This is a genomic window from Aliikangiella coralliicola (assembly GCF_007004725.1).
Lineage (GTDB): Bacteria > Pseudomonadota > Gammaproteobacteria > Enterobacterales > Kangiellaceae > Aliikangiella > Aliikangiella coralliicola.
In genome coordinates, this window is sequence record NZ_ML660163.1 from 250,888 (window position 1) to 277,489 (window position 26,602).

The window sequence follows — 26,602 nt, forward strand, 5'->3', positions numbered from 1 at the left end:
CCTCAGAAATAGTTCAGTATTGATTTAGGGCTGCAAAGCTTTGAAATTCATTCGATCACACGTCTGAATGATGTCTGGCTGACGAACAAATTTGAAAGCTCAAAATAATTAGAGGACGCATTTTATAGAAAAAACAGCAGAATATGCTGGTTATATTTGGCCAACTACCGTAAATTACCCGGAATTGAACTGTTTTTGCCGTAGAATATACTGAAAATGCTGAAACCCACCAAAACTCGCCCACTCGATAGAATCGATTTAGCAATTTTAGACGCTCTTCAAAAAAATAGCCGCATTTCTAATGTTAATTTGGCTAAAGAAGTCAACTTGAGTGCCAGCCCCTGCCTGGATCGCGTCAAAAGACTCGAGGCTGAAGGCTATATTGAGCGTTATGGCGCGGTGCTAAATGCAGCCAAACTCAAGTTTGGGTTAACCGCTTACGTTGAGGTGACTCTGGATAAATCGACTTCCGAAGTGTTTGATAGTTTCGCTGAGCGAGTTCAGGAAATTAAGCAAATAGCTGAGTGCGACATGGTAGCCGGCGGATTCGACTACCTGTTAAAAATTAGAATCTCCAGTATGGCCGAGTACCGTGCAGTTCTTGGCGAAGTCGTGGATATTCCTGGTGTGGCGAAGAACCACACCTATGTTGTCATTGAAAAGATTAAAAACGATGAAGGCTTACCGATTGTCTGATACAGCCATGAAACAAGCTAGTTCCACCCAGAGTTTCGCTTTCCGCCACCCAGCTTGGTTAAAAGCCACCCGAATAACATACCGCCAAGTACGACAACTGCACCAGCAAAAAAGGCTTCACTTTTAAAACCACTTTCGTATACCTGGCCTTTTTGGCGCGACTGCTCAAGCTCAGTTTCTATCTTCGCAAGCTTGCTCTGTAAATCCTGGTTAATTTTTTCCAGTGGCTCTAACTCGTTCAAACGTCTTTCTAAAGTTGAAACTTTATCGGCATTGTCCCGCTTTAACTTTTCTATCTGCCTTTTTGCATCGGCTAGCAACTGATGAGAAGTCGGCTGATTGGACAACAATTTGCTATCAATCCAGGAAACTCGACCTGCCGTGTCCTTGACTTCTGCAAAACCAGTTTCTTCATTTTTCTGGATAACCTCCAGCTTGGCTCCCGGCAAAAGCTTAAAACGAACTTTGTATTGATTAGAAGGGCCTGTACGACTCCAAACCTGGATTTTGTCGTCAACGTACATCGTTTCGGCGGCTAAACTTAAACTGTTAACAGCCACCAGCAAAACTAAAATTAATTTAATATTCATTACTTTTACGAACTTTTGTTTTCAATCGAAAGTTTCATTTCCAACATTGCTATTACGACAAGACGGTGAATAACATCGCCACTCGAATAATACGAGAAATCAAAACCGTGGAATCAACCGAGATTAAAGCACACCAATCACGACTTAACTGACAATTAATGGCTTCGCCCGGTACAGCTGAATTTTAGACAGCGTCTATTGTACGAAATAGTCTCATTGATTAAAACCAACCAGAGTCACGTTTTTTGTAATTGAAATCGACCTTGCCTTGATCTGAAGTAATGACAAATTCATCGATGAATGGTTAAATAGCGCCTTACAGTGAAAAAAACAGGTCTATTTATGGCTAGCGAACTCGAGCTTAAGCTCGCCGCAACACCAGAAAAAATAAATAAAATCAGAGAGTTAGACTTTCCAGGCGCTGAATCGCAAAGTCCCTGGCAAACTCAACGCCTGAACAATACCTATTTCGACACCGAAAACTTCAAGTTACGTGAAATGGCGATTGGGATGCGGATCAGGCAGATCGGCGACAAATACATTCAAACCGTGAAGTCTTCCGGTAAAGCCATCGGCGGCCTACACCAGCGTAATGAAGATGAAATCGAACTTCAATCTAATGAGCTGGATATCACTCAGATTACGGAGCCCTACCTACAAATTTTAATCGAAGAAGCCAACGAAGAAGACGGCGAATTTAAACCGAGTTTTAACACCAATTTTGACCGAACCTCATGTTTGTTAACGTTTTCAGACAGTACCAAAATAGAAGTTTCACTCGATATCGGTCAGATTACTGCTGACGAACATTCCGTCGAAATATGTGAAGTAGAACTTGAGCTATACGAAGGAAGCGCCGAGTATCTTTTTGCCATCGGCCGTTATCTGATCAAAGAGCTCGATCTGACCCTTTACAACGCCAGTAAGGCACGCCGTGGTTATAGTCTCTGCGAAAAGCTACCGCCGGATTATTACCGAATGCAAGTGACCGAGCTTAGCCAGGGTATTGAGTCTGAACTTGCCTTCGAGCAAATTTGCTTTTCAGCTTTAAAACACTGGCAGTATTATGAACTATTTCTTAACAAAGAAAATGCCCACTCTGCCGTACTGGAGATGTATCGCGCGTTAATTTACCTTCATCACATGTACATGGTGTTCGGCGGCTTAATTCCGCGTCAGGCAACCCTTGATTTACGTAATAACTGGGGATGGTTAGCCGAGGCGATGAGGCCAATTGTGGATGCAGCCAAACATAAGCGTTACCTAATGCGCTATTTAAAGCAAAAAGCAGACTGGGACCTGGTGGAAGAACAGCAAAAGAAAATCGAGTCAGAGGTTAAGCAAGCGATTGAAGAATTCAAATCGTTGTTGGCGACACCAAGATACAATCTGATGATGCTGAATATGTCACAGTGGCTTTATTTTAAAGAATGGCGCGACTTTATTCCTGAAAAAGAACAGGATAACCTGAAAACGCCGATTATCGATTTTGCCCGTAAGCAGCTTGAACATATGCTAAAAGAGCTGAAAAGAGATCTAGGGCCTAAGGTCGAACTTTCTCCAAGAGAGTATTTTAAATTAATCGCAAAAATCCGGCGAGCGCTGGACACAGGGTTATTTTTTGGCGGGTTATTCGATTCACAAAAAAGATTGGCTTATCGTAAACCTTGGGTCGACATTCTAGATGGCATCCGTGAATTACAAATGAACGACTACATATTCGAACTGCAACTTGAAACCCATCAAAAAGATGAAGTGGAAGAATGGTTGAACATTCGAAATCAGCCGATTTTGGAAGCTGTTGCGCAAACTCGAAAAGCCGCGTTCAAATCGAATCCATACTGGAATTAAAGGTGCTCTATTTTAGATATTAATAAATAGTTAACCAATTCCGATCATCGACAATTAAGTAATGGCGAAAGGTTCATCTGCTAAACGCGCTTCCAGTAAACAATATCGTCTGTTTTTCGCGATAGATCTCTCGCCGTCCACCAAAACGACATTAATTGACTTTCAAGACTCAATAACGGATATCGAAGCACGGCCCGTCCCAGGTAGTAATTTCCACATCACACTAAGCTTTTTAGGCAACCTTCCGGAAAAGAAACTTGAATTGCTTCTGGATGGCATTCAACCAATTCAACAAGTTCCGTTTGAAGTAACACTAAAGGATCTCTTCTATTGGCCAAAGCCTAAAATTATGGCGTTATCCATCGACGATCCTGGGCAGAATCTAATAAATTGTAAAAAGCAGATAGAAAATCAAGTTAGTAATCTTGGCTATTTTCAATTTGATAAACGTCAGTACCGTCCCCATCTCACCTTATTCAGAAAGGTGGAGCAGATGCCAGAAGAAAATTTTTGTATAGATGCTAAAATAAAAGTATCGGAAGTTAGCTTAATGCTATCGGAAACAGGCAAAAGCGGAATTTACTATCAATCACTTGAAACATGGCCACTGCAAGGTTTAAGTATCAAACAAAAGTTGCTGGGCGAGTAAGGTTAAACTTTACAACGCGTTTATTCACGTTACTATCGCTCATTCTGGTTGTTAGCTGTTCCTCCAAACTACCGCCTTGCCCACCAAATGCTTCGCCAACGCTTCTGATCGACCGGCAGACTTTACTCAACGACTTGAAAATACTTTCCGCCGATTCAATGGAAGGCCGAAAAGTTGGTACCAAAGGCAGCGCCAATGCTCAGGATTTTATCGCCCAACGCTTCCAACAAATAAAATTAAAGTCCTTTGAAGAAAACTTTCGACATTTTTTCAAATACGGAAGCGATCAACAACAAGGTGTTAACATGATTGCCTGGTTGAAAGGTAAGCAATATTCCGATCAATATATTGTCGTCACAGCACACTACGATCATTTAGGAAAAAAAGGGAGTCGCATTTTTAATGGCGCGGACGACAACGCGTCAGGCGTTTCGGCAATGCTGAGTCTGGCTGAATATCTTTCAAAAAATGTACCGCGCCGTTCGGTCATATTTGTCGCTACTGATGCTGAAGAAGATGGCCTTCACGGAGCGAAAGCGTTTATCAAAAATCCACCAGTTGAACTCGAGCAAATAAAATATAATTTTAACCTGGATATGGTGGCTCGTGGAGGCTATCGAAAAAGACTCTACCTTGCAGGTACAAGAAAAAATAAACAGCTTAATAGTCTCGCGGCCAAAAGTATAAATCAGGCAAAAGTCTGCTTAAGAAAAGGTCACGAAGGAAGAACTCGAATTCGTGGCGCGAGCGTTCAGTCAACGAATTGGGACAACGCTAGCGACCATTCTCCTTTTGTCAAAAAGAAGATCCCTTATTTATATTTTGGAGTCGACTTACATAAAGATTATCATCAACCTTCCGATACATTTGAGAATATTAACGCAGACTTTTTTACCGCTTCAGTTGAAACCATTGTCAATACCTTTCGATTACTTGATCAAGAACCGATTGACCAATAATCATAGACTCGTTATTTTCAATGCCTGTTCCGAATTAACTTCACATCCGGGATCCTTAACATGTGCATTTCCATAAACGGCATAAGACAAACACTTTAATCCACCTCTACAATCCTGATTGCTGTCACATTTCTCACATCCTTGACTGACCTTTTTACTGTCCCGTAAACTTCTTAACAACGGCGCATTGTAATAAAGCGATGCTAAAGGCGTTTCTAATACATTGCCAACTTTCACCGGCATTCGACGGCAAGGGTATAAATCTCCATTAGGCATTACCGTCAACAGAGTTTCTCCCGCCACGCACCGGTAAGGAGTGGAGTTGGAAAATTGAAATTGAAGTGCACGGTGCATCTTTACCCGAGTTTTCGTTGTTTTATCCTGATGACACTTATCAGCTTCGGCCTTCATGATGCGAAAAAAGTAACTGGTTTCCTCCTTTGTCATTATTACTTCCCTATTCTTTTCTGCGCTCCCTTCGGGTATCAACCGATCTGACCAGAGAAAGTCAGCGTTAACTTCACGACACGCATCAGCAACTTGAGGAAATGTCCGAAAATTTCGTTTGGTTGCGGTAAAAGATACCATGACGCGAATGTCATTCGACTTTAGAATTGAAATTGCGCGTTTCGTCTTGTGAAAATTTCCCAAACCTCTAATTTCATCGTGCACCGATTCACTGCCGTCCAGACTGACTTGAACGTATCTGGGCTTCAAACCGCTCAACCATTTCGCCTTCTTATCATCAATGAGTGTACCGTTAGTTAAAATAGCAAAAGTATAAAGATCGCTATCCGCTGCAATTTTTTCCAATAACGGATAAAATCCTTTTTTTACCAATGGCTCTCCACCTGTAAGCGTAATATGACCTTTAATTTTCGAACCATTTCGCTCTCTAAAATGTAGTAACAAACACCGAAATTGCTCCAATACTTCTAGCATTTCATCGTAATTCAACCCGTTATCACAATAGGAATCCTGATAACAATGTGTGCAACGAAGGTTACATTTATCGGTAAGATGCCATTGCAGATGTGGTGACTGAAAGCTCTTTGATTTATTAAAGAAAATCAGGTTTGACCAAACGGATTTGAGCATTATCCACAACCTCCGCAACCACCGCCGCAGCCACCACTGCACCCACCACCACTGCTACCTCCTTTGTCACTAAAGACGTCGCTCAAGGAATTCGCCAGGGTTAAGCTTCCACCAATAATCATGATGAACAATAAAAAACCAAAATCTGACATCCCAGCCGACATTCCCATTACCAGCCGCATGACCCCAGTTGACGCTACCAGAGAAAAGGCAAAGTGTTTAAACCCGCGCATGTCTATCCGGCTAAGAACCACACAAATAATAGTGAAAATTAAATAACCAATAGAGAAGCTTTCACCATCAGTATCTTCACCCAGCCTGAAAACATATAAGTTAACCAGCAGCAAAATAATTGCAAACAGCAAGAGTGTAAAACCGCTAATTGAGTTATCCTGCATCGGAATATTAGCTAGCTTGTCATCATCAATCGACAACGCAAATTTTGGAGAAAAGCGTTTTAAACATTTTACACATTTAACTTTCGCTTTACTTTTTTGGCTAACTTTTCGTTTGACCAAACAATAGGGGCACCGGACATCAACATAATTAGTGATGCCGCTCTTACTCATGCCAATTACTCTCAATGTAGAGCAGAATATTATCTAACAAAATAAAGAGGTTTCGGTGAAGGTTTTCGATTTCACTTTGGGTAAGACTGTAAGAGCTCTCCTTATAAGTAATCAAAGTTTTAAGAACGAAAACATCAAATTCAAAATGTTTGGCAAAAACATCAACTCTTTCACTATGCTTAACAGGAACTTCTAACTCATTGCAGCGTAACACCTCAGAAATATCAATAATGATTGATGTCGTTAAGGATAAAACAAACCGAAGATAAGCCTTGGTCGCTCCTTTCTTAACAAAACAATGAACGATTTTTAAACGAAGATTTCGCAATGCCTGCTCAGCAAGAAAACGCTCATGCTCAAGAGAAATGTTCAGCCTTGACAACACATCATGACCACTCAACACTTTATAATGCCGACTAATACTCAAGAACTTCACAGCAAAGCTAGAAACCGTTCTATCAAATCCTCGGATACCTAATGTAAAAGGCTCAATATCTGGATTTTCAAGAATGATCTCATGAATAGCACTATGTGCTTCTGGGGTCGAAAGGTTAAGAACAACGAGTAAATTAACATCGGAATCTCGGCGTGCACTACCTTTGACAGAACTGCCATACTGAATAAGTGCATGGAGATTTTCTCCCAAAGCGGCTTCAAATTGGAGACTTATATTTTTACTTTTTTTTCTAAAAAATTTTCCCAATCCAAACATACTAACAACTTCCTTATAAAACATCGTTTGATTATCTGAACACTATAATGTAATTAATCAAAATACCGAGAAGATTGCCGCTCGACTCGATATTTTGATTGTACAAATCCACTAGGAAAAGAATTTGATTGCAGCAAGGTTAACTTGATATCTTCCGAGTGCTCTCCGAATAATGGCAACCCCCTTCCGATAAGTACCGGAATCTGAGTGATGGTAATTTCATCCATCAAGTCAGCTTTGAAAAAAGACTGAATGGTTAATCCACCATCAACATAAACTCGCTGAATTCCCTGGTTTTGTAACTCAACGGCAAGTAACTCAATTGACCCATTAAATACTGCCACTTTGTCGGCAAAATCTTCAGGTGGCTCTTTCAATGTTCGACTTAAAACAATGACGCGTTTTTTCTGATAAGGCCATTCAGCAAATGAAGCAGTTTTCTCAAATGAACTTCTGCCTAACACAATGCAATCAATTGCAGCGATATAATTTTGGTAACCATAGTCCTCTGTACTATTTTTATCAGCCGCATCGTTTAGCCAATCTAACTTGCCGTTAAGACGAGCGATATACCCATCCAGACTAGTTGCAATAAACGAGGTAAACTTAATATCCATAACGATTGATTCTCATCCAGTTAATTCAATTACCAGGCAAATTAAACTTGTTCGCTATCGAGCTGACTTGTCCCGCTTCCTGCCAATAAAAAGGAAGCCAGGACTAATTTATGCTTTTTTTATCAACCTGAAAAACCAGGTTACTAGTAAGGCAAAACCGATCGCGCCAGCAAGCATGGCCAACATTTCACTTCCTGCCCAACCACTACCAATGCCGTCAGGCTTTTTACTTTGAATAAATGCGACAGCCGCGATACCAACGCCTAGTAAGCCTTCTCCACCGACAAATCCACTGCCTAGCAAAACGCCTCTTTCACGCCTTTCGTCAAGTTGTTCCGGGTCTTTGGTTTTCTTTTCAAAATAATGTCTAATCAATCCACCAATAAAAATAGGCGTCATAGTCGACACAGGTAAATAAACTCCCACCGCAAAAGGTAATGAAGGTATTTTGACTAGCTCGCATAAAATAGCAATTCCGGCACCAATAGCCACCAATGTCCAGGGCAAGTTTTGATCAAGCACGCCATCAATAACCAGTTTCATTAATGTCGCTTGCGGTGCCGGTAACTCTTTCGAGCCAAAACCAAAAGTCTCGGCAAGTAATAACACAGCTAAACAGACAAAAGTCGCGGAAGTTAAAACACCTAACAACTCAGCCATTTGTTGTCTTTTTGGTGTGGCACCCAATAGGTAGCCGCTTTTTAAATCTTGTGAAGTATCGCCGGAAATTGACGCGGCAATCGCAACGACACAACCAACAATTAACGTTCCAGCTTTACCTGCATTATCTGTCCATCCCATTGCAAGGAATATGGTCGCTGTGCCGAGTAATGCAGCGATAGTCATACCGCTGGTTGGATTTGAAGTCACCCCAACCAATCCAACAATTCTGGATGCGACGGTGACAAAGAAAAATGAAAATAGTGCAACACACAAAGCCGCTAACAATCGGGTTTCAATCCCGCCAATTGAACCAAATGCACTCGGAACAAAGGTTAGCACCAGAATAATGGCAGTCACACCAATAGCAACAACTTTCAACGGTAAATCATTGCTGGTGCGTAATACCGAAGTGGCTCCATCACCAATATGCTTTGCACCTACTTTGAAACTTTCAATCATCACTGGAATACTGCGAATTAAGGTTATGATACCAGCCATCGCGACAGCGCCTGCGCCAATATATCGAACATAGCGTGTCCAGATTTGACCGGCTGACATATCTTTAATCAAATTAGTAGTTTCTGGAAATAAAGGTACCGTCCGTGCATCTCCCCAGTAAGCAATTGCAGGAATGATAATCAAAGCAGAAAGCAGTCCACCGCCAACCATAATCGCCGCAATTCTCGGTCCTAAAATATAGCCGACGCCAAATAGCGCCGCGGAAAGATCAATACCGACACTCGCTTTTTTAATAAAAGGAATTTTTAATGTCGCATGATCTGGAATGACTTTAAGCCAGGAAGTCAGCGTTTTAAACAGCGCCGCGACCCCCATTCCCCAAAAAATGTATTTCGCTTTACTACCACCGACTTCGTTGGCCACTAATACTTCTGCGCAGGCGGTGCCTTCTGGATAGGGTAATTTACCGTGTTCTTTCTCAATCAGAAACTTTCGTAACGGGATCATAAATAAGATCCCCAGCAGTCCGCCACACATTGCCAGAATGGTCATTTGTAGCAAATCAGGCGCTAATCCCCACATAAATAGCGCAGGCAAGGTGAAAATAATGCCACTGGCCACAGAGCTTGATGCAGAGCCCGTTGTTTGCGCAATATTGGTTTCGAGAATGGTGCTTTTAATGCCACCTTTGGCAAGTAATCGAAATACTGCAACAGCCATCACTGCGACCGGAATCGAAGTGCTGATTGTTAACCCTGCGCGTAAACCTAAATAGGCGTTAGCGGCGCCAAAAATAATGCCAAAAACCACCCCGAGTCCAACGGCTTTAAATGTAAATTCAGCAATATTTTCCTGGGCCGGAATATAAGGTGGGTAGGACTCCCCTTTTTCAAGTTCTACATAAGCTTTCGGGTTTAAGCCGTTTTGCTGCGCCAAAATAGACTCCTTTTTGTTATTCGATGTCTAAATGTGAGATGTCTCAATAGCTTGAATTCGGGATAAGAAGTCAGGCTAAATATTCTTTACTGATATGGCAATTTTTATCCCACTATTAGACACATCTAATCTAGCGCCTGTCAAATTAAATAGCCAGAGCGATGATCGAGAAGAACCAGAAAGATTCCGAAAAAAAATCGACAAGTATAACAATATTGGTGGATATTAAAGTTTAGCAATTAAGTTTTTAACGCAGAAAAAACGCGCGCTTTGGTCCCAACGTCACTCGTACGCCAGTGAGTAATTGCCCAGTCTAGAATTTCCGGGGGCGTTGCCGAAATCAAATTTTGATCAACTTTCTGGCCTAAATGGCAGAGAGCTTCAACCAACCAGCGACTTGCTTGCTCGCATTTAATCGATGGAGAAAATCGACTCTTACTGAACTTTTCTCCTTGAGCATCAACAACCAGCGGTAGGTGATAATAACTGGGAGGCGCTACCTTTAAACAGTGATACAGATAATTTTGTCGAGGTGTCGAGTCTAGAATATCCGCTCCCCGAACCACATGATTTACGTTTTGCTCAATATCATCAACCACAACCGCTAACTGATAAGCAAACAAACCATCGCGGCGTTGAACAACGAAATCCTGAGTATCAGCTGGCCGTTCAAAACAGCATTTGCCTAATATTCGATCCTCGAAAGATTCGTACCCCGACTCAAATCGGATTCGAGTAGCACTTTCAACACCGTTATCAAGTGCACGACTACGACAATAACTATCGTACACGCCACTATTTCTTTGCAGGACTAATTTTCGGCTGCAGTCACAGCGGTAGGTAACTTTTTGGTTTTCAAGTTGCTCTAAAGCAGCTCGATAATGATTTTGTTGCTTGCTTTGGTAGCAAACTTCCCGATCCCATTCGAAACCAAAAGCTTCGAGTGTCTTTAAAATTTCTGTAGCGGCTCCGGCAACCTCGCGAGGCGGATCCAGATCTTCAATTCTTAACAACCAAAGACCGTTTTTATGACGAGCGACACAATAACTGCCGACTGCAGCGACCAGCGAGCCAAAATGTAGTGGACCGGAAGGGGTTGGCGCGAACCGGCCAATCCAGTTTAGATTTTGTTGTCCAGCCGACACACTTGCCATCGACTACGCCTGAAACAAAACAAGCGCCATCGGGCGCTTGTTAAGGTAGAGCAGACAATCGAGCCACATTTTTACTTATTTAAATGTTTCTCTTTAATTTCATCGAGCGTCTTACAATCGATACACAAAGTTGCAGTTGGGCGAGCTTCAAGTCGACGTATTCCAATTTCTACGCCACAAGATTCGCAATAACCGTAATCTTCATCATCGATCGAGGCAATTGATTTGCCGATTTTCTTGAGCAGCTTTCGCTCCCGGTCTCGTGTTCGTAACTCAAGACTGAATTCTTCTTCCTGACTGGCACGATCAACCGGATCAGGAAAGTTAGCAGCTTCATCTTTCATGTGGCTAACTGTACGGTCAACTTCTTCCATGAGCTGCTGTTTCCAAGCTTCCAGAATCGCCTTAAAATGCGCGATCTGTTCGTCGTTCATATACTCTTCACCGCGCTTCTCTTTGTAAGGTGCAATACCTAACGCGCCAAGAGTCGTTGCAGTTGCTATCTTCGCCGAGTTTTTATTTGGCATTTGGTTCTCCGCCATATTAACTACTTGATAATAATGGAGTTTATCCGAAACTCCAGTAAATAAATCGGTTAAAATCGACAAATTTTGAAGTCGACTTTTTATTCAGGCGCGGATATATATCATATACATCTGCTAAGAACAATAATAATTTTCCCTTTTTAACAAAACTTTATTAAGCACTCGGCGTAAGTTTGGGTAACTTTTGAACAATTTTTCGCTTCAACGCCTCTATTTGCTCAACCTCATATTTAACCATTGGCAGCTTCCCCCAGATAGGAGCCGGCCAGCAGGGATCATGCTTAAATCTAACCACATGATGAACGTGCAATTGGGGCACTAAATTCCCTATTGCAGCAATATTTAACTTATCACCATTAAAAATATCCACTAGCGAACTTGATAATGATGCCGACTCACTCCACAAGAGTTTTTGATCGGTATCAGAAAGCTGATAGATTTCTTCAATATCTGGACGTCTTGGAACAAGTACAAACCAGGGATATTGACTATCATTGATTAACAATAGCTCGCAAAGTTCAAATTGTCCTAATTGAATACTGTCGGCAACGAGTTGCGGGTGTACTTGAAATGACACTAAAATTTCCTCCTATTAGCCAACGAGTAGGTCAATTGGTTCCCCTGACCTATTCGCACACTTTAAAGTTTTCGGGTAGTTGTTCCAGATAGAATGGAACCAGCACTTTTGAGTGGCAAGACCCAAAACCAGAAAAAAGCCCTTCTGCTCGATAACCCCAAACCAACTCTTCAGGAATATTCAAATCAACTGACGGTTCATTAATCTTAACAAACAAATCGCGCCAGACTCTTAGTGCTCCACTCGCACCAGTGAGTTCACTCGGTTTGTTATCATCTCGCCCAACCCATACAACTGCGAGCTTGTCGCCTCCAAACCCGGCATACCAGCTATCTCTTAAATCATTAGTTGTACCGGTTTTCCCAGCATATCTTTTGTTGCGAAAAGTTTCGCCAATCAATTTAGCCGTACCTTTCTTAACTACCTCGGTGAGTAAATACTTCACCATAAAAGCCGTTTCAGGATCTAATCTGGCCTGCGCGGTTCTACGATATCTTTGTAAGAGATTTCCCTGATGATCTTGAACAGCAATCAGTCCGGAAGAGCTGACACCCACTCCATTATTGGCAAGTGTCTGATAAATTCTTAACACTTCCAGTGGTGACATTTCCTTTGCGCCTAAAGCAATCGATGGATAAGCGGGTAGTTCTCTTTCAAACCCCGCATCGACAATCGTATCGACTACTTCATTAACGCCAACCGCTAACGCTAATCTTGCCGTTGCGATATTGTACGAATTAACCAGACCATCTTGTAATTCGACTTCGCCATGAACTTCATCGTCATAGTTTTTTGGCGACCAAACACTTCCGTCACTTCCTTCTAATGAAAATGATTCGTCCTTTAGTTTGGTTATCATACTAAAACTTTCTGGCTGTTTTAATGCAGTAAGATAGACAAAAGGCTTGATCACCGAGCCGGTTTGTCGATATGCGTCAATTGCACGGTTAAACCCAACGTAGTTCGGGTTTCGATCGCCAACCATTGCCAGAATATCTCCGGTGTGAATATCACTAACGATCAGTGCACCTTGCAACCCTTTGTTTTTGTTATCTCTTGCAGATTCGATTTGTGTCAGTCTTTTATTGAGAGACTTCTCAGCGTATTGTTGAACCACTGGGTGGAGACTGGTAAACAACCTCAGGCCCTGATTGTTTAACTCTGACAATGAGTATTCCTGGCGAAGTTCACGTTTGATAAAACCAACAAATGCAGGCACTTTACTGGTTCTTTTTTTCGGCTTTGCGACAACCTGAAGATTTCTAGACACCGCATCCTGATATGCTTCATCGGTGATTAGTCCATTATCTAACATTAGGCTTAATACCAGGTTTCTTCGCTCCAATGCATTTTCAGCATTACGCCTCGGATTATAAAGCGACGGTCCCTTAACCATCCCAACCAGTAATGCGACTTGATTGAGATTTAACTTTTCTAATGGCCGATCAAAATAAAATTCACTGGCTCTGGCAAACCCGTGAATGCCTGTCGTATTATTTTGGCCCAGGTAAACTTCGTTCAGGTAGGCTTCCAGGATCACTTTTTTGTCATAATGAATTTCCATCAATACAGCCATGATTGCTTCTCGCAATTTTCGCCATAAACTTCTTTCTCGAGTAAGAAAGTGATTTTTCATTAATTGCTGGGTGAGCGTGCTGCCGCCTTGACGCAGTTCTCCCTGGGAAAAGTTACTCCATGCCGCTCTTACGATCCCTTTGAAAGAAATCCCCCAGTGCTCATAAAAATTTCTGTCTTCAGTGTTTAATAGCGCCGCTAAAAAATGTTCTGGCAATTGTTCTAGTGTAACCAAAACACGATCTTCGTTATTACCCGCTTGAATACTGCCTAGTGATAGCGGATCGAGACGTAAAAAGTTAACATTTTTTCGGGTAGCAAAGTCTTTTAGTTCGCTAATCTGACCATTGCTAATAGTTACTTCCAACACTTGCGCTTTCTGTTCACCGTCCCAGAACTTAAATGGTCGAGTATAAATAACCAGGCTGTTTTGATACTGTTCAAACTCGCCCTGGTGAGTTGCCTTGATTTTTTTACGGTAGCCTAAAAGATTTAACTCTAACAGTAAGTCCTTCAATGAGATTTGTTTGCCGACAGAAAAAGAAAGTGGTCTGGCATAAACTTTGGCAGGAATGCTCCAGGCTTGTTGGTTAAATTCATTTTTGACCAGCGAGTCTAAATAGATGACCAAAAAAACGAAAAATACGGTCCCAATAAGAAAAAGTCTTAGCAGCGTTTTTTTGATTCGCTGCCATATCAATTTTAATTTCATTGTTGATAGTTTCTTAGTTTTTAAAGGTTTGGTATTTTTATTGATGCGGTATTTTTACCAGGTAAGAGCGATATTCAACAACAATATGCTCACTGGTAATTCCTCTTAGCACTAAATCAGGTGTTATGACCTGGTTAATTTTATAAAAATCACCATCCAGAATAACAAAGCTATCACCCGGTTTTTCTGCCACAACATATGAATTTATCGATATTTGCGGAAATTGCTGTTGTAATTCAATCGACAATTCATCGAACATAATTGTTGCTATTTTTTTACTCGTATTGCTAGCCGCATTCTGCCCTGAAGTTGTATTTGAGACAGTGGACTGAGTAGCGTTTTGCGAAGAATTCTCTGCGGTTTCTTGCGGGCGTCGTTTTTGAGGTTTGTATACCTGTGTTGTTCTATTTAATTTATTTTTGTCAGTAGATTGGCTATCTGTTTGCGTTTTTTCAAAATTCTCGGCTTTAGCCCCATTACTCTTTGGCTCACTACTCTTTGTTTCACTAACTTCCGCAGTTTGTTTTAACCGCTCAATGGTTTTATCACTAATGTCACTCGGAGAACTTCTTTTATTACTTTCAGCCGTAACAGTGGCGATATCCGCGCTAGTGGAACTCGAGTCAATATTTTTACCACTGAATAAAAAGTAAGACCAGCTAATCAGTAAAAGCACCAACAATATCGCTGTTGCAATTTGCCAAACTCGCAGACGTTTCAATAACCACTCATCGCCAAGCATTTCATCGTCATAGTGTGAAGCATGGAGGTCAGGAATATCCTGTTGTTTTGAAGGCGATTCCTTACTTAACGATTCTAATAAAATTGACAAAATATTACCTATTATTACCTTCTTTAAATTTCTACAAACAGTCAGTTTACCGACTCAAGTAACGGAATCCCGACGAGAATTTCTGCGTTAATTTTTAAAATGGTTTGCATGCCGGCGATACCATCAGCATCAATATTACGCTGACTTTGATAGGCTGTCAGTTGCTGCTTTAATTTATCGTCAAAAATATCCTGTGGATTTTTTGAACTCTGGTTCAACCAATTTAAACTTTGCGACAACCAATAGACGGCTTCCCCACGGTCGCCAAACTTGATATCACCAAGATAGCCTTCCGGCGCCTGCCACAACAAAATGAATTCACCGGTCCAGATTGTTGATAGCTCGCTTAAGCTAATCTTGCTTTCTTTGTTGCCGAACACAACAATTGCTTCAAACCCTTGCAGCCTTTTTAAAATGCCCCAAAACTCGCCTTGTAACCCTGCGGAAAACTTTAGTAGCGCGGGACGATTTAATCTTCTTAATTGCTGCCACTGACCATTACTGTGATTGCATTTAAGCCCATACTCAGCGGCAAATTCACAAGCGTCACCGTCTTTCACTGGTGAGTATTCTATTTGCCACAAAGACAACAACTGTTGAAACGACCAACGTCCATTATTGTCCCAAAGCTGATCACCGATGAGCTTTTCTAGTAGTGACTGACTTGCTAAACTGGTCGATTCAACTTTAGCGATCTGACGATTGCTTGTTTCACCGTCAACCGACATGCTTTTTGACACCCCATTGTCACCCTGTTCATCCGCTGATATATTTCTCGATGACGGTAAAGTTTCTATCGAAGTTACTGATTTTCCATTATCAACCTGTCTGTTATCAATATGCCCCACCCAATAGGAAAATCCTGCAACAGATAACAACAATACTATCGCGGCAGTAGCTTTGACCCAAACAAACATGTTGCGTTTTTCTTTTTCGGGGATGATAGGCTCCCCCATTATTTCTTTCACCGCCTGCGACATAATCCGTTTATCGACTCGCCCTTTTTTTCGGCTTGCTGCACCGAGTAACGCCCGCTCACAAATCGTATTAATTAAACGCGGAATCCCCTGGGTTTTAGCGTGTAAATACTCGATTGATGAGCGGGAAAATAGAACTTGATGGCTACCGGCAATTCGCGTCCGATGTAAAACGTATGCGATGGTTTCTTTCAAGTTTAGTGGACGTAAATGATATCGAGCTGTAATTCGCTGCGCTAATTGTCGTAACTCTCTTTGTGCTAGCTTTTCCTGTAATTCTGGTTGGCCCACAAGAATAATCTGAAGCAGCTTTTTCTGATTGGTCTCAAGGTTGGTAAGCAATCGAATTTGCTCAAGCACTTCACTTTCGAGATTTTGCGCTTCGTCAATCATCACAACAACAATCAGGTCACGACGATAGCAGTCAAGTAAATACTCGCTTAGCTTATCTGTGAGAATTTTTAAACTCTGGCAATTTTCAGGATATTCAATTTTAAGTTCGTCACAAATAGTCGCCAATAATTCGAGACTATTCAGCTTTGGATTAAGAACAAATGCGAGGCGTGTATTATCTGGCAACTGTTGCAATAAACAACGACAAACCGTCGTTTTTCCGGTACCGACTTCGCCAGTCAATAAAACAAATCCGCCACCTTCCTGTACGCCATAATTGAGATGAGTCAAAGCTTCCCGGTAGCGGTTACTCATAAACAGAAACCGTGGATCCGGAGAAATCGAAAATGGCCTTTCTTTAAGTGAAAAATGCTCTAAATACATGATAATTAAGTAACGAATTTGCGTATCAACTAACCAATGACACCACTAGTTCGATTTTATTGAATGAATGCCTTTGCCACGGCTTGTTAACCTCTCGTCTATATCCACTGACTCTGCTTCCAAATATACCGCAAACTTTACTAACAACGTGAATTTTATCAACAAGGGGTTGTTGTAAGGGTCAAATTCTAAAGCCGACAATGATGAGTGACAACAACAACGGAAGTCAAGTAGAAAGGAATGGTATATAATACGGGGTATTGTATTTACTCTTAACCTGAAAAAGATTTATTAGTGGAAGTATTTCTAGTTGGCGGCGCGGTCAGAGACAAATTATTAAATTACCCTGTTATTGAACATGATTGGGTTGTGGTTGGCGCTTCACCACAAAATTTACTGGATAAAGGCTATAAGCAGGTCGGTAAAGATTTCCCGGTATTTTTGCACCCCGAAACCGGCGATGAATACGCCCTGGCCAGAACAGAACGAAAATCAGGCAAAGGTTATTATGGTTTTGAAATCCACGCTGACAAAGATGTCAGCCTCGAACAAGACCTTCAACGTCGCGATTTGACCATCAACGCAATAGCCATGGCCGAAGATGGGACACTTATTGATCCCTACAATGGACAGTCAGACCTTTCCGCCAGAATACTCCGTCACGTTTCACCTGCATTTTGTGAAGATCCACTGCGCGTATTGCGCGTTGCCAGGTTTGCTGCACGCTATCACCATCTGGGTTTTAGCGTAGCCGAAGAAACCATGGCCCTGATGCAGCAAATTGTCGCTTCCGGCGAACTTCAGGTATTGGCTGCCGAAAGGATCTGGAAGGAGACTTATCGGGCTTTGGGTGAAAAATCACCTCAAATATTTTTTGAAACCCTTAGAGAATGCAATGCGCTGGAACACTGGTTTCCAGAACTTAATGCCCTATGGGGCATTCCTAATCCAGCCAAATGGCACCCCGAAATAGACACTGGCATTCATACGATGATGGTATTGGAACAGGCCGCAAAACTTTCTGAGGATTCTGTAACCCGCTACGCCGCGCTATGTCATGATTTAGGAAAAGGTAATACACCTGAAGAAGAATTACCACGGCACAAAGGCCATGAAAAACGCGGCATTCCACTCGTTGAGCAAATGAGTCGGCGTTTGAAAACCCCGGTTGAATATGAACAACTAGCGAAAATTGCTAGTGAATTTCACCTTCACCTGCATAAATTCAGTGAACTCAAGCCAAAAACCATTGTAAAAGTTCTGGAAAAAACAGACGCATTTCGTAAGCCAGCGCGTTTTGAACAATTTTTACAGGTGTGTGAAGCCGATTTTAAAGGACGGACCGGGTTTGAAGACCGCGATTATCCCCAGTCTTCGATGATGAAAAGAGCACTCGAAATTTGCCAGTCAATCAAACCTCAAACACTCATTGCCAAAGGATTTAGCGGAAAAAAACTGGGAGAGGCGATCCACGAGGAAAGAGTCAACCTGGTGAAACAACTCCTTCAAGTCGACAAACAAAACTCAAAGTAACTGTCTCATCTGATAACTCGGAGCAGCTTGGCGGGTGCCAACTGCTCCCCTTGCCATTAACAACGCAACACTAGAGTAGCATCATGCCTATCAATACAATACCTAGTGCTAATCGGTAAAAGATAAACGGCTTAAAACCAACTTTCTCAAGTAAAATCAGGAAAAAGTGAATGCAAGAAAGTGCCGCCACCGCAGAAACCGTTGCGCCCAATGCTATCATTCCCCAGTCTACAGCTTCTTCACCTGTAGCGAGCTCATAGGATTTAAGTCCGCCGGATAGCACAATGGCGGGAATAGAAAGTAAAAAAGAGAAACGGGCAGCGGCGGTTCTGGTTAGTCCCATCATTAGCGCAGCAGTCATGGTAATTCCTGACCTTGATGTTCCTGGAATAAGCGCAATTGCCTGAGCACAGCCAATAAACAGGATATCTTTGATCCCCAAAGAATGCTCGTCGCGAGCTTCCTTTGCTTTGTTGTCAGCCCACCATAAAACCAATGCAAAAATAATAGTGGTTGCGGCAATGACCGACGTCGAACGTAGATAATTATCGACTATACCAGTTAAGCTTAATAAAACACCAACCAACCCAACAGGGAAAGTGCCCCAAATAACTGCCCAGGCAAGCCTTCCGTCAGCCGACTTTTGCCCTTTGAACACCCAAGCAAACCAGGCCACAATCATATCTGCGACTTCGCGTCTAAAGTAAATTAAAACAGCTACAAGAGAGCCCACATGAACCGCAACGTCAAAAGCCAGTCCCTGCTCTGCCCAACCTAGAATTTGTGAAGGTAAAATTAAGTGAGCCGAACTTGAAATGGGTAAGAATTCAGTTAATCCCTGCAAGATCGCTAAAAGTACCGCTTGAAGCCAATCCATCAATACTATTCCTTTTTATTTTGCTATGTAATAAATTAACGCTAACACCGTCAATTGGGCGAAAGTCAGTACCCAGAAGTAGAGCCCCGCCAACAAGAGTTTAGCCATCAGTGATTCGGCTTTGGGATTTCTAAAACTCAAAAAACTCGCAACGATCAAAGCGATTCCCATCACCGAAAACAAGTAGGTTTTCCAGGAAAGTTCTTCGGCCGCGTGTGCCCAGGGGCTCATCAGGAACAGAAAAATTGCCGCTAGATATCTATCCAGCCTGCGCGAGAGTCTATTAACTGGCGTGTTTAAGTTGCCCAATGAAATCAAATTCCCCATGGCGTTGTTCAATGGCCGATATTGTAATCGAGATAACGCCAAGCTCAAATCTTATTTATTGTTAATATCGAAATTATTACGCTTAAAGACGGTGCAAATGATCTTGCAGCCCGAATCCTCCAGGTTGGTCGTCTACTTCTTTACTCAGCGCAATCACTTTGACAACTTCTCCCATTTGGCCGGGAGCGATGAGCTTTTGAATTTGCTGACTGTTGATGTAACTGTCGGTGGAAACTTGATTGGCAGAATGCTCGACTTCTAGAATCCCGTTCTCGATTAAAAAACCTGATTGCGTGGTAAATCCCGAAACTTCCAAACCACATGAAACGGCGGCGTTAGCTAATTCAGTAAAATCAACGTGCGCTGTAATATCTTGCAAGCCAACAAGCTCAAGTGGATTGCTATTCGCCTGATGGCGGCTAAAACAGCGCAAACTTCCTTCGATTCGTTGCGGATGATAATACTCTTGCTGGGGATAACCATAATCAAAAAGTAGTATCCATCCCTTATCAATACTCCGAGATATTCGTTCAATCCAGGAATTAGCCATCGGCCGAGTTTCGGTGACGTAGCCAACTTGAAACTCTGACGATTCAGATAAAACCTGGGGAAAGGCCTCCATATCTTCCAATGCTTGAGTGCCATGATTTTCAATCACGTGCCATTGGAAAGCATTTTCTTGCCAGGTAACGCCTTGATATTTCCAACCACTCTCCGTTTTCACAATTCGCTCGCAGGGAATTGCATCAATGACCTCATTAGCTATTGCGGTGCCGGTAAAGTTTTCAGGCAGGTCTGGTAGCCACTCCACAATGGCCGCTATTTCCGGTGGGAGTAGTGATACTTTTCGCTTTTGCAGTGCTTGTAAATTAGCGCTAGGTTCTAAAATTAGATACTTTTGCGGTAGCAGGTCCATTTTTGCCAATGAACTTAATAACTCTACCGCCAGTGCACCACTTCCAGCGCCAATTTCCAATAATTGGTTTCTATTATCAGCCTGAAGTTCGGCAATAGAACGAGCCAAACAATTTGCAAAATGATTCCCCATTTCCGGTGCCGTTACAAAATCCCCCTGCTCGCCAAATTTTTGAACAGGATTCTGATAATACCCCAGCCCAGGCTTATAAAGCGCCAGTTGCATAAATTCCTGAAAATGAATCATCCCACCATTCTGCTCAATGCGAACGCGAATTTCATCGACCAACTGGTGGTGAATACACAATGCTTGATGAGAAACGGATATTTTTTTTTGTTGCATAAGATCGCATCAGTTAAACTGAGTTATTAGAACAAGCTTGAAAACGCTTCGTTATTTTATAATCAATTAAAGGTTCGAAAAGTAAAAGAATGTCTCAACCCACTGTACTGATTACCGGCGCAGCTATTCGTTTGGGTAAAGCAACCGCCGAAGCCTTTTTTGCCAGAGGTTGCAACCTGGTTTTGCATTATAATAACTCACAGCACTCGGCAAAAACACTACAACAGTCCTTCAACCAGATTAGGCCGAAAAGCTGTGAAATTATTCAGGCAAATTTGGCAGACATTCAAAGCACCCAAGAACTCATTGAGCAATGCGAAAAAACATTCGGTCGGTTAGATCATCTGGTCAACAACGCTTCACTATTCTATCCGACCCCTTTTGCGCAAGATTTCGAATACGACGCCAACAATCAGGATCTAGACATCTTACTCGACGTCAACTTCAAAGCGCCCAGCCGACTAGCTCGTCTGGCCTACCCTTTGTTAAAACAGCGACACGGTTCAATCACAAATCTGATTGATATTTATGCCGATGCGGGTCTTTCAGGACATACAGCCTATGTTGCTTCAAAGTCGGCCTTAAAACAGATGACATTGAACCAGGCGGTTGAATTTGCTCCCAATGTTCGGGTAAACGGAGTTTCTCCAGGAGCGATTTTATGGCCGGATAACGATGAAAAAACGCCCGCCGCCACAAATGATTCAGAAGATACCGGTAAAACTGAAATTCTCAAACATACTGCGAATAAAAAGCTAGGCTCACCAACCAATATTGCTTCAACAATAGTGTACCTGGCACTAGATGCCAGTTACACTACCGGCAGTATCATTAAAGTCGATAGCGCAAGACGCTGGTATCTATAAACTGATTGAGCCCAATTTTAAGCCGAAGCTATCTAAATATTTAGTCGATAGGACGAAGCTTTTGACTCTTTTTATCAAACTCACTCCAGAGTTGTGAATAAGTTTTGACACCACCAGGCTCAACCAAATCAGGTGCTAGTTCTGCGAGAGGCCATAACACATAAGCATTTAGATTGACTTCCTCGCGCGGCAAGATAATCGGATTATCGCAAACCAAATCACCATAAATCAGAATATCGATATCAATATGCCGTGACGAAAATTTTTCGCCCCCACGAACTCTTCCTAGTTCGTCTTCCAAGTTTTTAATGGTTGCTAATAAATCATCAAGTGATTCATCCGTTTCAATTTTTGCAACCAGATTAAGAAAATTGTCACCTTCAAACCCAACGGCTTCACTCTCAAATGTTCGTGAAAATTGCGCTTGGGGAAATCGATTGGTAAGAGACAATTTGGTTCGACTGACATTTTGTTTGGCATCAATATTACTGCCAATCCCCAGGTAAACGATCAAAATTTTTCGCCTCGCTCTATTTTAACGCCGACACTATTGGCAACACTCACAGCGCCGGGTTTATTGAGCGTCAACGAGAGCCAACGGATAGAGAATTGCGTCAAGATCAATTCTGCAACTTTTTCAGCGACGGTTTCCACCAGTTGATACTCACTTTTTTCAACAAAATCGTGTACCGCATGAGAGATGGCTTTGTAATCTAAGGTGTCTGCCAGCTCATCTGTTTCTGATGCTCTTTTAATGTCTGTGCCTAACTCAAGATCAAATACTAATTTCTGTTTAATTTCTCTTTCCCAATCAAACACGCCGATGACAGTCATTACTTCAAGCTGGCGAATAAAAACAATGTCCATAGATAATCCAAAATATTTATTTTTTAGTGACCTTGTACAATTCTATTTATATATAGAATCATTTACAATCAAATAACATCATCGGCTAACTCCAACAGTTCATGGATCTGGGTTATTTTTCACTACTCATAATCGCTTACCTTTTCGGTTCAATCTCTTCTGCGATTATCGTTTGTAAATTATTGACTCTACCTGACCCTAGAATTGTTGGCTCCCATAACCCCGGCGCAACCAATGTTTTGCGCATTGGTGGAACAAGGGCAGCAGTGGCCACGCTTGTTGGGGATGTAATCAAAACCGCATTGCCATTGCTACTTGCTGCTTACCTTGACTATTCTTCGGAACATCTAGCCTGGATTGGCGTGTGTGCACTATTAGGGCACTGCTTTCCACTGTATTTCTCATTTAAAGGCGGTAAAGGCGTTGCAAGCATGATGGCCGTCATCACTTTGGTAATACCTCCCTTTTGTATATTGGCAATCGGTAGTTGGTTAATATCAGCCTGGACATTTCGAAAGTCTTCAGTGGCGTCATTGATTACTGCGATAATAATTCCAATTTTTACCTATCAATTTTATCCGCAATTACTATTGGCACTCACGTCACTGTCTGTTGTCGTATTGTTACGCCATCGAATAAACATCGTTAACATTATTCAAGGTAAAGAGCCACTTATCGGTGAAAATAAAAACAACTCTCAACAAAATCCCTAAAAGTTGATAGAGATGCAAATATTTCGCTGCTAGAATCGTCAGAAGAAAATTAGAGACGCCTCTAACAAATAATCAAATTTAAGCAATCGTCAAAGGAATTAAGCTCATGCAAAAGATATTAGTCAGTCTTCTGATTATGTTAACCACAGGAATAGTTAACGCTGAAACGTCAGTTTGGAAAGCCACCAAAAATGGAGCGACAGTCTATTTAGGCGGCACTATCCATTTACTTCGTAGCTCTGATTATCCGCTACCGAAAGAGTTTGAAAAAGCCTACAAAAGTTCACAGGTGCTAACTTTCGAAACAGATATCGCTAAATTGCAAGAACCTGAGATGGCCGTTTCGATGATTAAGGAACTGAGTTATAGCGATGATAGAACGATATCAACTGTGGTTTCGAGTGAAACTTTCAATCAGTTAAAGAACTACGCATCCAGCCATGGTATGCCTATTGATTATTTTCGTAAAGCCAAACCCGGACTGCTGATGTCTACCTTTATGATCATGGAACTTCGTCAAATGGGCGTGAAAGAAGAGGGCATTGATATGTATTTTACTACCCGTGCCCAAAAAGATTCCAAAACGATGAAGTATCTCGAAACGCCTGAAGAGCAACTTAGTTTTTTAGCTGATTTGGGCATTGGTAACGAAGAGCAATTTTACCAAAACATGCTGAAAGATTTGGGTAACACCAAAGCCCAATTCATTGAGATTATCAAATATTGGCGCTCTGGTGATAGCGTTAATCTTGATAAACTAATGAGCGAAACCATGAAAAAAGACTATCCGAAGATGTATCAATCACTTTTAGTCGACAGAAATAATAACTGGATGCCTGCTATCGAAAAATACTTTGAATCGCCTGAAGTAGAATTTGTACTAGTGGGTGCCGCCCACTTAATCGGCGAAGACGGCGTGATTAACCAACTGATGAAAAAAGGCTATAAAATCTCTAAATTGTAATAGCAGGAACTTGAAGCGGTTTTGGCCAAATGCTTAAACCGCTTCAGATAAAGGCCAACGTGGGTACACTTTAATTTCGTGACCCACATCAAGCTTATCGCTTTTATATTGACAATACCCTGCATAGGCAATCATTGCGCCGTTATCAGTACAATACTCATGGCGAGGATAAAAAACTTCTCCTCCCATCTGAGCCATCAATTCAGCTAACTGCTCTCGCAATTTCAGGTTAGCGCTGACCCCCCCCGCAACAACTAGTCGTTTTCGACCGGTTTGCTTCAATGCCCTTTTACACTTTATTGCAAGCGTATCAACGACCGCTTCCTGAAATGCACGAGCAATATTTGCCGACGCCTGACCACTCGGCTCCTGACCATCCACATTAGCTGCAGCGATACGGTTTGCAGCAAATGTTTTCAAGCCACTAAAACTAAAGTCGAGTCCGGGTCGATCGGTCATAGGCCGGGGAAATCGTTTCTCTGAGTCGTCGCCCTGCTCTGCTAATTTAGCCAGCAGCGGGCCTCCTGGATAATCCAGGCCCATAATTTTAGCCGTTTTATCAAAAGCTTCACCGGCGGCGTCATCGATAGACTCACCGATGATTTGGTAGGCTCCTAGCGCCTGCACATCAACTAACATAGTATGTCCACCAGAGACAAGTAGTGCTAAAAATGGGTATTCTGGAGCATTTTCCTCCAACATCGGTGCGAGTAAATGCCCTTCAAGATGATGAATTCCGATGGTTGGCTTATTCCACGCAACTCCAAGGCTTTTGGCAATTGTTGCCCCCACCAGCAGCGCCCCGATAAGTCCCGGGCCTTGGGTGTAAGCGATTGCGGTAATATCTTGAGGTTGGCATTTAGCTTCGCTTAACGCCGCTTTAATGAGAGGAATCGTTTTTCTCACATGATCCCTTGAGGCCAACTCAGGCACAACACCACCATATTCTCCATGTAACTTCACTTGAGAATAAAGCTGATGGGCAGTGATTCCGGCAGATTCTCGATAAATCGCCACGCCAGTTTCATCACATGAACTCTCTATACCTAAAATTTGTATATCAGACACAATACCTACCTGGAACAGTTTCAGATTTTCCGACTTCACTCGGGATTTCGCCCGATCATACAGCCCATTTCAAAAACTGCCAAAAAATATTACTCGACCTTTGCAATCAGCTTGAAAAAGCAGTAGAATCTGCGCCCTCGTCGTTTTTGACGATTTTTTGAACTTTTATTGATTAACACTTCAATTAATTGAGTCTTTAATTGATCAAATAGCTCAGTGGTGAGCTTGAAACTAGGATTAAACTAAATGCCATCGGTAAAACTGAAAGAAAACGAACCTTTTGATATTGCTCTTCGTCGCTTTAAGCGCTCTTGTGAGAAAGCAGGCATCCTTTCTGAAGTACGTCGTCGCGAGCACTATGAAAAGCCAACTTCTGTACGCAAGCGTAAAAAAGCGGCAGCAGTTAAGCGTGCTCTGAAGAAAGCTTCTCGCGAGCAGCTACAACGTAGACGTTTGTACTAATTTTTATTGTAGTTTTATTGTTTAAAGAATAATTGAGTGCCACAAGCGTGCTTAGGTTTTTCCGTTAGACAATAAATCAAAAATCCGTTCATCAAACTAAGCGATCACTAACATGTCCACATTAGTAGCACAAATAAAAGACGGCATGAAAGAAGCAATGCGGGCCAAAGACAAGGTTCGCTTAACAGCTATTCGTATGTTGCTTGCACAGATTAAGCAGATCGAAGTTGATGAACGTAGAGAAGTAACCGACACTGACGTATTGGCTGCTCTCGACAAAATGATTAAACAGCGCAAAGATTCTATTGAACAGTTCGAAGCAGCTGGCCGAAATGAGCTTGCTGATAACGAAAAACAAGAAATCGAAGCGCTGCAAGCATACCTTCCTCAAGCTTTATCTGAATCTGAAATAAATAACCTGGTAGAGTCAGCGATTGCTGAATCGGGTGCAGAATCTATGCGTGATATGGGGAAGGTAATGGCGATTTTGAAGCCTCAAATGCAAGGGCGGGCTGATATGTCAGCTGTTAGCGGCCAAGTAAAAGCTAAACTTTCCTAATATTTACCTCCGCTCTATTGACTGTAAATCCTCGGATTCAGTCATAGCATCATTAAACGGCTTACCCAGGTCATTAAAGGTTTTATCCCGTTAGAAAGTCAATTCTTCTTAAGCCTCAAATCAGTTAAGAAAATGGACTTTGCTCAAAAACATTAATTAA

Annotated in this window: 28 protein-coding genes; 10 read left to right on the forward strand and 18 right to left on the reverse strand. The window is 42.0% G+C overall.

Translation table 11 applies throughout. The features are described from left to right. Positions 1 to 216: 216 nt before the first annotated feature. Positions 217 to 696, forward strand: a complete 480-nt coding sequence (locus tag FLL46_RS09880; protein ID WP_142893347.1) for a winged helix-turn-helix transcriptional regulator — start codon at positions 217 to 219, stop codon at positions 694 to 696. A 17-nt stretch (positions 697 to 713) separates the two neighbouring features. Here FLL46_RS09880 and FLL46_RS09885 read toward each other — a convergent pair whose 3' ends face one another. Next, on the reverse strand, positions 714 to 1,286 hold the full coding sequence (locus tag FLL46_RS09885; protein ID WP_142893348.1) for a TIGR04211 family SH3 domain-containing protein: 573 nt from the start codon (positions 1,284 to 1,286) through the stop codon (positions 714 to 716). Positions 1,287 to 1,628: 342 nt separating this feature from the next. On the opposite strand from FLL46_RS09885, the gene FLL46_RS09890 reads away from it, so the two are divergent. The 3 genes from FLL46_RS09890 to FLL46_RS09900 all read left to right on the forward strand — a co-directional run bounded on the left by FLL46_RS09890 (position 1,629) and on the right by FLL46_RS09900 (position 4,745). Continuing rightward, complete coding sequence (locus FLL46_RS09890; RefSeq protein ID WP_142893349.1) at positions 1,629 to 3,137, forward strand: CYTH and CHAD domain-containing protein; 1,509 nt, start codon at positions 1,629 to 1,631, stop codon at positions 3,135 to 3,137. A gap of 61 nt (positions 3,138 to 3,198) precedes the next feature. Then, positions 3,199 to 3,786, forward strand: coding sequence for an RNA 2',3'-cyclic phosphodiesterase (gene thpR / locus FLL46_RS09895; protein WP_142893350.1), 588 nt, complete (start codon positions 3,199 to 3,201; stop codon positions 3,784 to 3,786). Next, positions 3,738 to 4,745 (forward strand): M20/M25/M40 family metallo-hydrolase, encoded by a 1,008-nt coding sequence (locus FLL46_RS09900; RefSeq protein WP_142893351.1) that lies wholly within the window; start codon positions 3,738 to 3,740, stop codon positions 4,743 to 4,745. Before thpR ends, FLL46_RS09900 begins: the two co-directional genes overlap by 49 nt. Here the strand turns inward: FLL46_RS09900 and FLL46_RS09905 are convergent, their stop codons facing one another. From FLL46_RS09905 to FLL46_RS09955, 11 genes are all read right to left on the reverse strand, one after another. Then, complete coding sequence (locus tag FLL46_RS09905) at positions 4,746 to 5,843, reverse strand: radical SAM/SPASM domain-containing protein (RefSeq protein WP_142893352.1); 1,098 nt, start codon at positions 5,841 to 5,843, stop codon at positions 4,746 to 4,748. After that, the gene (locus FLL46_RS09910) at positions 5,843 to 6,412 is read right to left on the reverse strand and encodes a hypothetical protein (protein ID WP_142893353.1); all 570 of its coding nucleotides are present in this window, start codon (positions 6,410 to 6,412) and stop codon (positions 5,843 to 5,845) included. The genes FLL46_RS09905 and FLL46_RS09910 overlap by 1 nt, the downstream gene beginning before the upstream one ends. Continuing rightward, positions 6,405 to 7,124, reverse strand: coding sequence for a hypothetical protein (locus tag FLL46_RS09915; protein ID WP_142893354.1), 720 nt, complete (start codon positions 7,122 to 7,124; stop codon positions 6,405 to 6,407). Before FLL46_RS09915 ends, FLL46_RS09910 begins: the two co-directional genes overlap by 8 nt. Before the next feature lie 53 nt (positions 7,125 to 7,177). Then, positions 7,178 to 7,741: a dihydrofolate reductase family protein gene (locus tag FLL46_RS09920; protein WP_142893355.1), complete on the reverse strand. Its 564-nt coding sequence runs from the start codon at positions 7,739 to 7,741 to the stop codon at positions 7,178 to 7,180. A 108-nt stretch (positions 7,742 to 7,849) separates the two neighbouring features. Beyond that, positions 7,850 to 9,799: an OPT family oligopeptide transporter gene (locus FLL46_RS09925; protein ID WP_142893356.1), complete on the reverse strand. Its 1,950-nt coding sequence runs from the start codon at positions 9,797 to 9,799 to the stop codon at positions 7,850 to 7,852. 239 nt (positions 9,800 to 10,038) lie between these two features. Next, a complete protein-coding gene (gluQRS, locus tag FLL46_RS09930) occupies positions 10,039 to 10,953 on the reverse strand; it encodes a tRNA glutamyl-Q(34) synthetase GluQRS (RefSeq protein ID WP_142893357.1) in 915 nt (304 codons plus the stop codon). 71 nt (positions 10,954 to 11,024) lie between these two features. Then, positions 11,025 to 11,387 carry an RNA polymerase-binding protein DksA gene (dksA, locus tag FLL46_RS09935; protein WP_342779791.1) on the reverse strand — a complete coding sequence of 121 codons (363 nt, stop codon included), beginning with the start codon at positions 11,385 to 11,387 and terminating at the stop codon, positions 11,025 to 11,027. A gap of 265 nt (positions 11,388 to 11,652) precedes the next feature. After that, positions 11,653 to 12,075: an HIT domain-containing protein gene (locus FLL46_RS09940; protein WP_142893359.1), complete on the reverse strand. Its 423-nt coding sequence runs from the start codon at positions 12,073 to 12,075 to the stop codon at positions 11,653 to 11,655. Between the two features lie 49 nt (positions 12,076 to 12,124). Then, positions 12,125 to 14,362 carry a penicillin-binding protein 1B gene (mrcB, locus tag FLL46_RS09945; protein WP_142893360.1) on the reverse strand — a complete coding sequence of 746 codons (2,238 nt, stop codon included), beginning with the start codon at positions 14,360 to 14,362 and terminating at the stop codon, positions 12,125 to 12,127. Positions 14,363 to 14,399: 37 nt separating this feature from the next. Next, positions 14,400 to 15,194 (reverse strand): GspB domain-containing protein, encoded by a 795-nt coding sequence (locus tag FLL46_RS09950; RefSeq protein ID WP_142893361.1) that lies wholly within the window; start codon positions 15,192 to 15,194, stop codon positions 14,400 to 14,402. A gap of 41 nt (positions 15,195 to 15,235) precedes the next feature. Next, positions 15,236 to 16,879 (reverse strand): AAA family ATPase, encoded by a 1,644-nt coding sequence (locus tag FLL46_RS09955; RefSeq protein WP_168204118.1) that lies wholly within the window; start codon positions 16,877 to 16,879, stop codon positions 15,236 to 15,238. 363 nt (positions 16,880 to 17,242) lie between these two features. On the opposite strand from FLL46_RS09955, the gene FLL46_RS09960 reads away from it, so the two are divergent. Then, on the forward strand, positions 17,243 to 18,481 hold the full coding sequence (locus tag FLL46_RS09960) for a multifunctional CCA addition/repair protein (protein WP_142893363.1): 1,239 nt from the start codon (positions 17,243 to 17,245) through the stop codon (positions 18,479 to 18,481). Between the two features lie 70 nt (positions 18,482 to 18,551). On the opposite strand, the gene FLL46_RS09965 is transcribed toward FLL46_RS09960, so the two are convergent. From FLL46_RS09965 to FLL46_RS09975, 3 genes are read right to left on the reverse strand one after another with little or no spacing between them, the layout of a single operon-like run. Continuing rightward, on the reverse strand, positions 18,552 to 19,358 hold the full coding sequence (locus FLL46_RS09965) for an undecaprenyl-diphosphate phosphatase (RefSeq protein ID WP_142893364.1): 807 nt from the start codon (positions 19,356 to 19,358) through the stop codon (positions 18,552 to 18,554). A gap of 15 nt (positions 19,359 to 19,373) precedes the next feature. Beyond that, positions 19,374 to 19,727 carry a hypothetical protein gene (locus FLL46_RS09970; protein ID WP_142893365.1) on the reverse strand — a complete coding sequence of 118 codons (354 nt, stop codon included), beginning with the start codon at positions 19,725 to 19,727 and terminating at the stop codon, positions 19,374 to 19,376. A gap of 40 nt (positions 19,728 to 19,767) precedes the next feature. Further along, positions 19,768 to 20,943, reverse strand: a complete 1,176-nt coding sequence (locus FLL46_RS09975; protein WP_142893366.1) for a class I SAM-dependent methyltransferase — start codon at positions 20,941 to 20,943, stop codon at positions 19,768 to 19,770. Positions 20,944 to 21,032: 89 nt separating this feature from the next. On the opposite strand from FLL46_RS09975, the gene FLL46_RS09980 reads away from it, so the two are divergent. Continuing rightward, entirely contained in the window at positions 21,033 to 21,809 is a 777-nt protein-coding gene (locus FLL46_RS09980; RefSeq protein ID WP_142893367.1) for an SDR family oxidoreductase, read from the forward strand. A 40-nt stretch (positions 21,810 to 21,849) separates the two neighbouring features. Here the strand turns inward: FLL46_RS09980 and folK are convergent, their stop codons facing one another. Beyond that, entirely contained in the window at positions 21,850 to 22,323 is a 474-nt protein-coding gene (gene folK / locus FLL46_RS09985) for a 2-amino-4-hydroxy-6-hydroxymethyldihydropteridine diphosphokinase (protein ID WP_168204119.1), read from the reverse strand. Next, the gene (gene folB, locus FLL46_RS09990) at positions 22,320 to 22,676 is read right to left on the reverse strand and encodes a dihydroneopterin aldolase (RefSeq protein WP_142893369.1); all 357 of its coding nucleotides are present in this window, start codon (positions 22,674 to 22,676) and stop codon (positions 22,320 to 22,322) included. Before folB ends, folK begins: the two co-directional genes overlap by 4 nt. 101 nt (positions 22,677 to 22,777) lie before the next feature. Here folB and plsY point away from each other — a divergent pair, with 101 nt between their 5' ends. Together plsY and FLL46_RS10000 are read left to right on the forward strand one after the other, a co-directional pair. Next, entirely contained in the window at positions 22,778 to 23,389 is a 612-nt protein-coding gene (gene plsY, locus FLL46_RS09995) for a glycerol-3-phosphate 1-O-acyltransferase PlsY (RefSeq protein WP_142893370.1), read from the forward strand. A 106-nt stretch (positions 23,390 to 23,495) separates the two neighbouring features. Then, positions 23,496 to 24,353, forward strand: a complete 858-nt coding sequence (locus FLL46_RS10000; RefSeq protein ID WP_142893371.1) for a TraB/GumN family protein — start codon at positions 23,496 to 23,498, stop codon at positions 24,351 to 24,353. 33 nt (positions 24,354 to 24,386) lie between these two features. On the opposite strand, the gene tsaD is transcribed toward FLL46_RS10000, so the two are convergent. Further along, the gene (tsaD, locus tag FLL46_RS10005; RefSeq protein WP_142893624.1) at positions 24,387 to 25,412 is read right to left on the reverse strand and encodes a tRNA (adenosine(37)-N6)-threonylcarbamoyltransferase complex transferase subunit TsaD; all 1,026 of its coding nucleotides are present in this window, start codon (positions 25,410 to 25,412) and stop codon (positions 24,387 to 24,389) included. A gap of 255 nt (positions 25,413 to 25,667) precedes the next feature. Between tsaD and rpsU the strand changes: the two genes are divergently transcribed. Together rpsU and FLL46_RS10015 are read left to right on the forward strand one after the other, a co-directional pair. Further along, a complete protein-coding gene (rpsU, locus tag FLL46_RS10010; protein WP_142893372.1) occupies positions 25,668 to 25,883 on the forward strand; it encodes a 30S ribosomal protein S21 in 216 nt (71 codons plus the stop codon). A gap of 112 nt (positions 25,884 to 25,995) precedes the next feature. Next, a complete protein-coding gene (locus FLL46_RS10015; RefSeq protein WP_142893373.1) occupies positions 25,996 to 26,442 on the forward strand; it encodes a GatB/YqeY domain-containing protein in 447 nt (148 codons plus the stop codon). Positions 26,443 to 26,602: the final 160 nt, after the last annotated feature.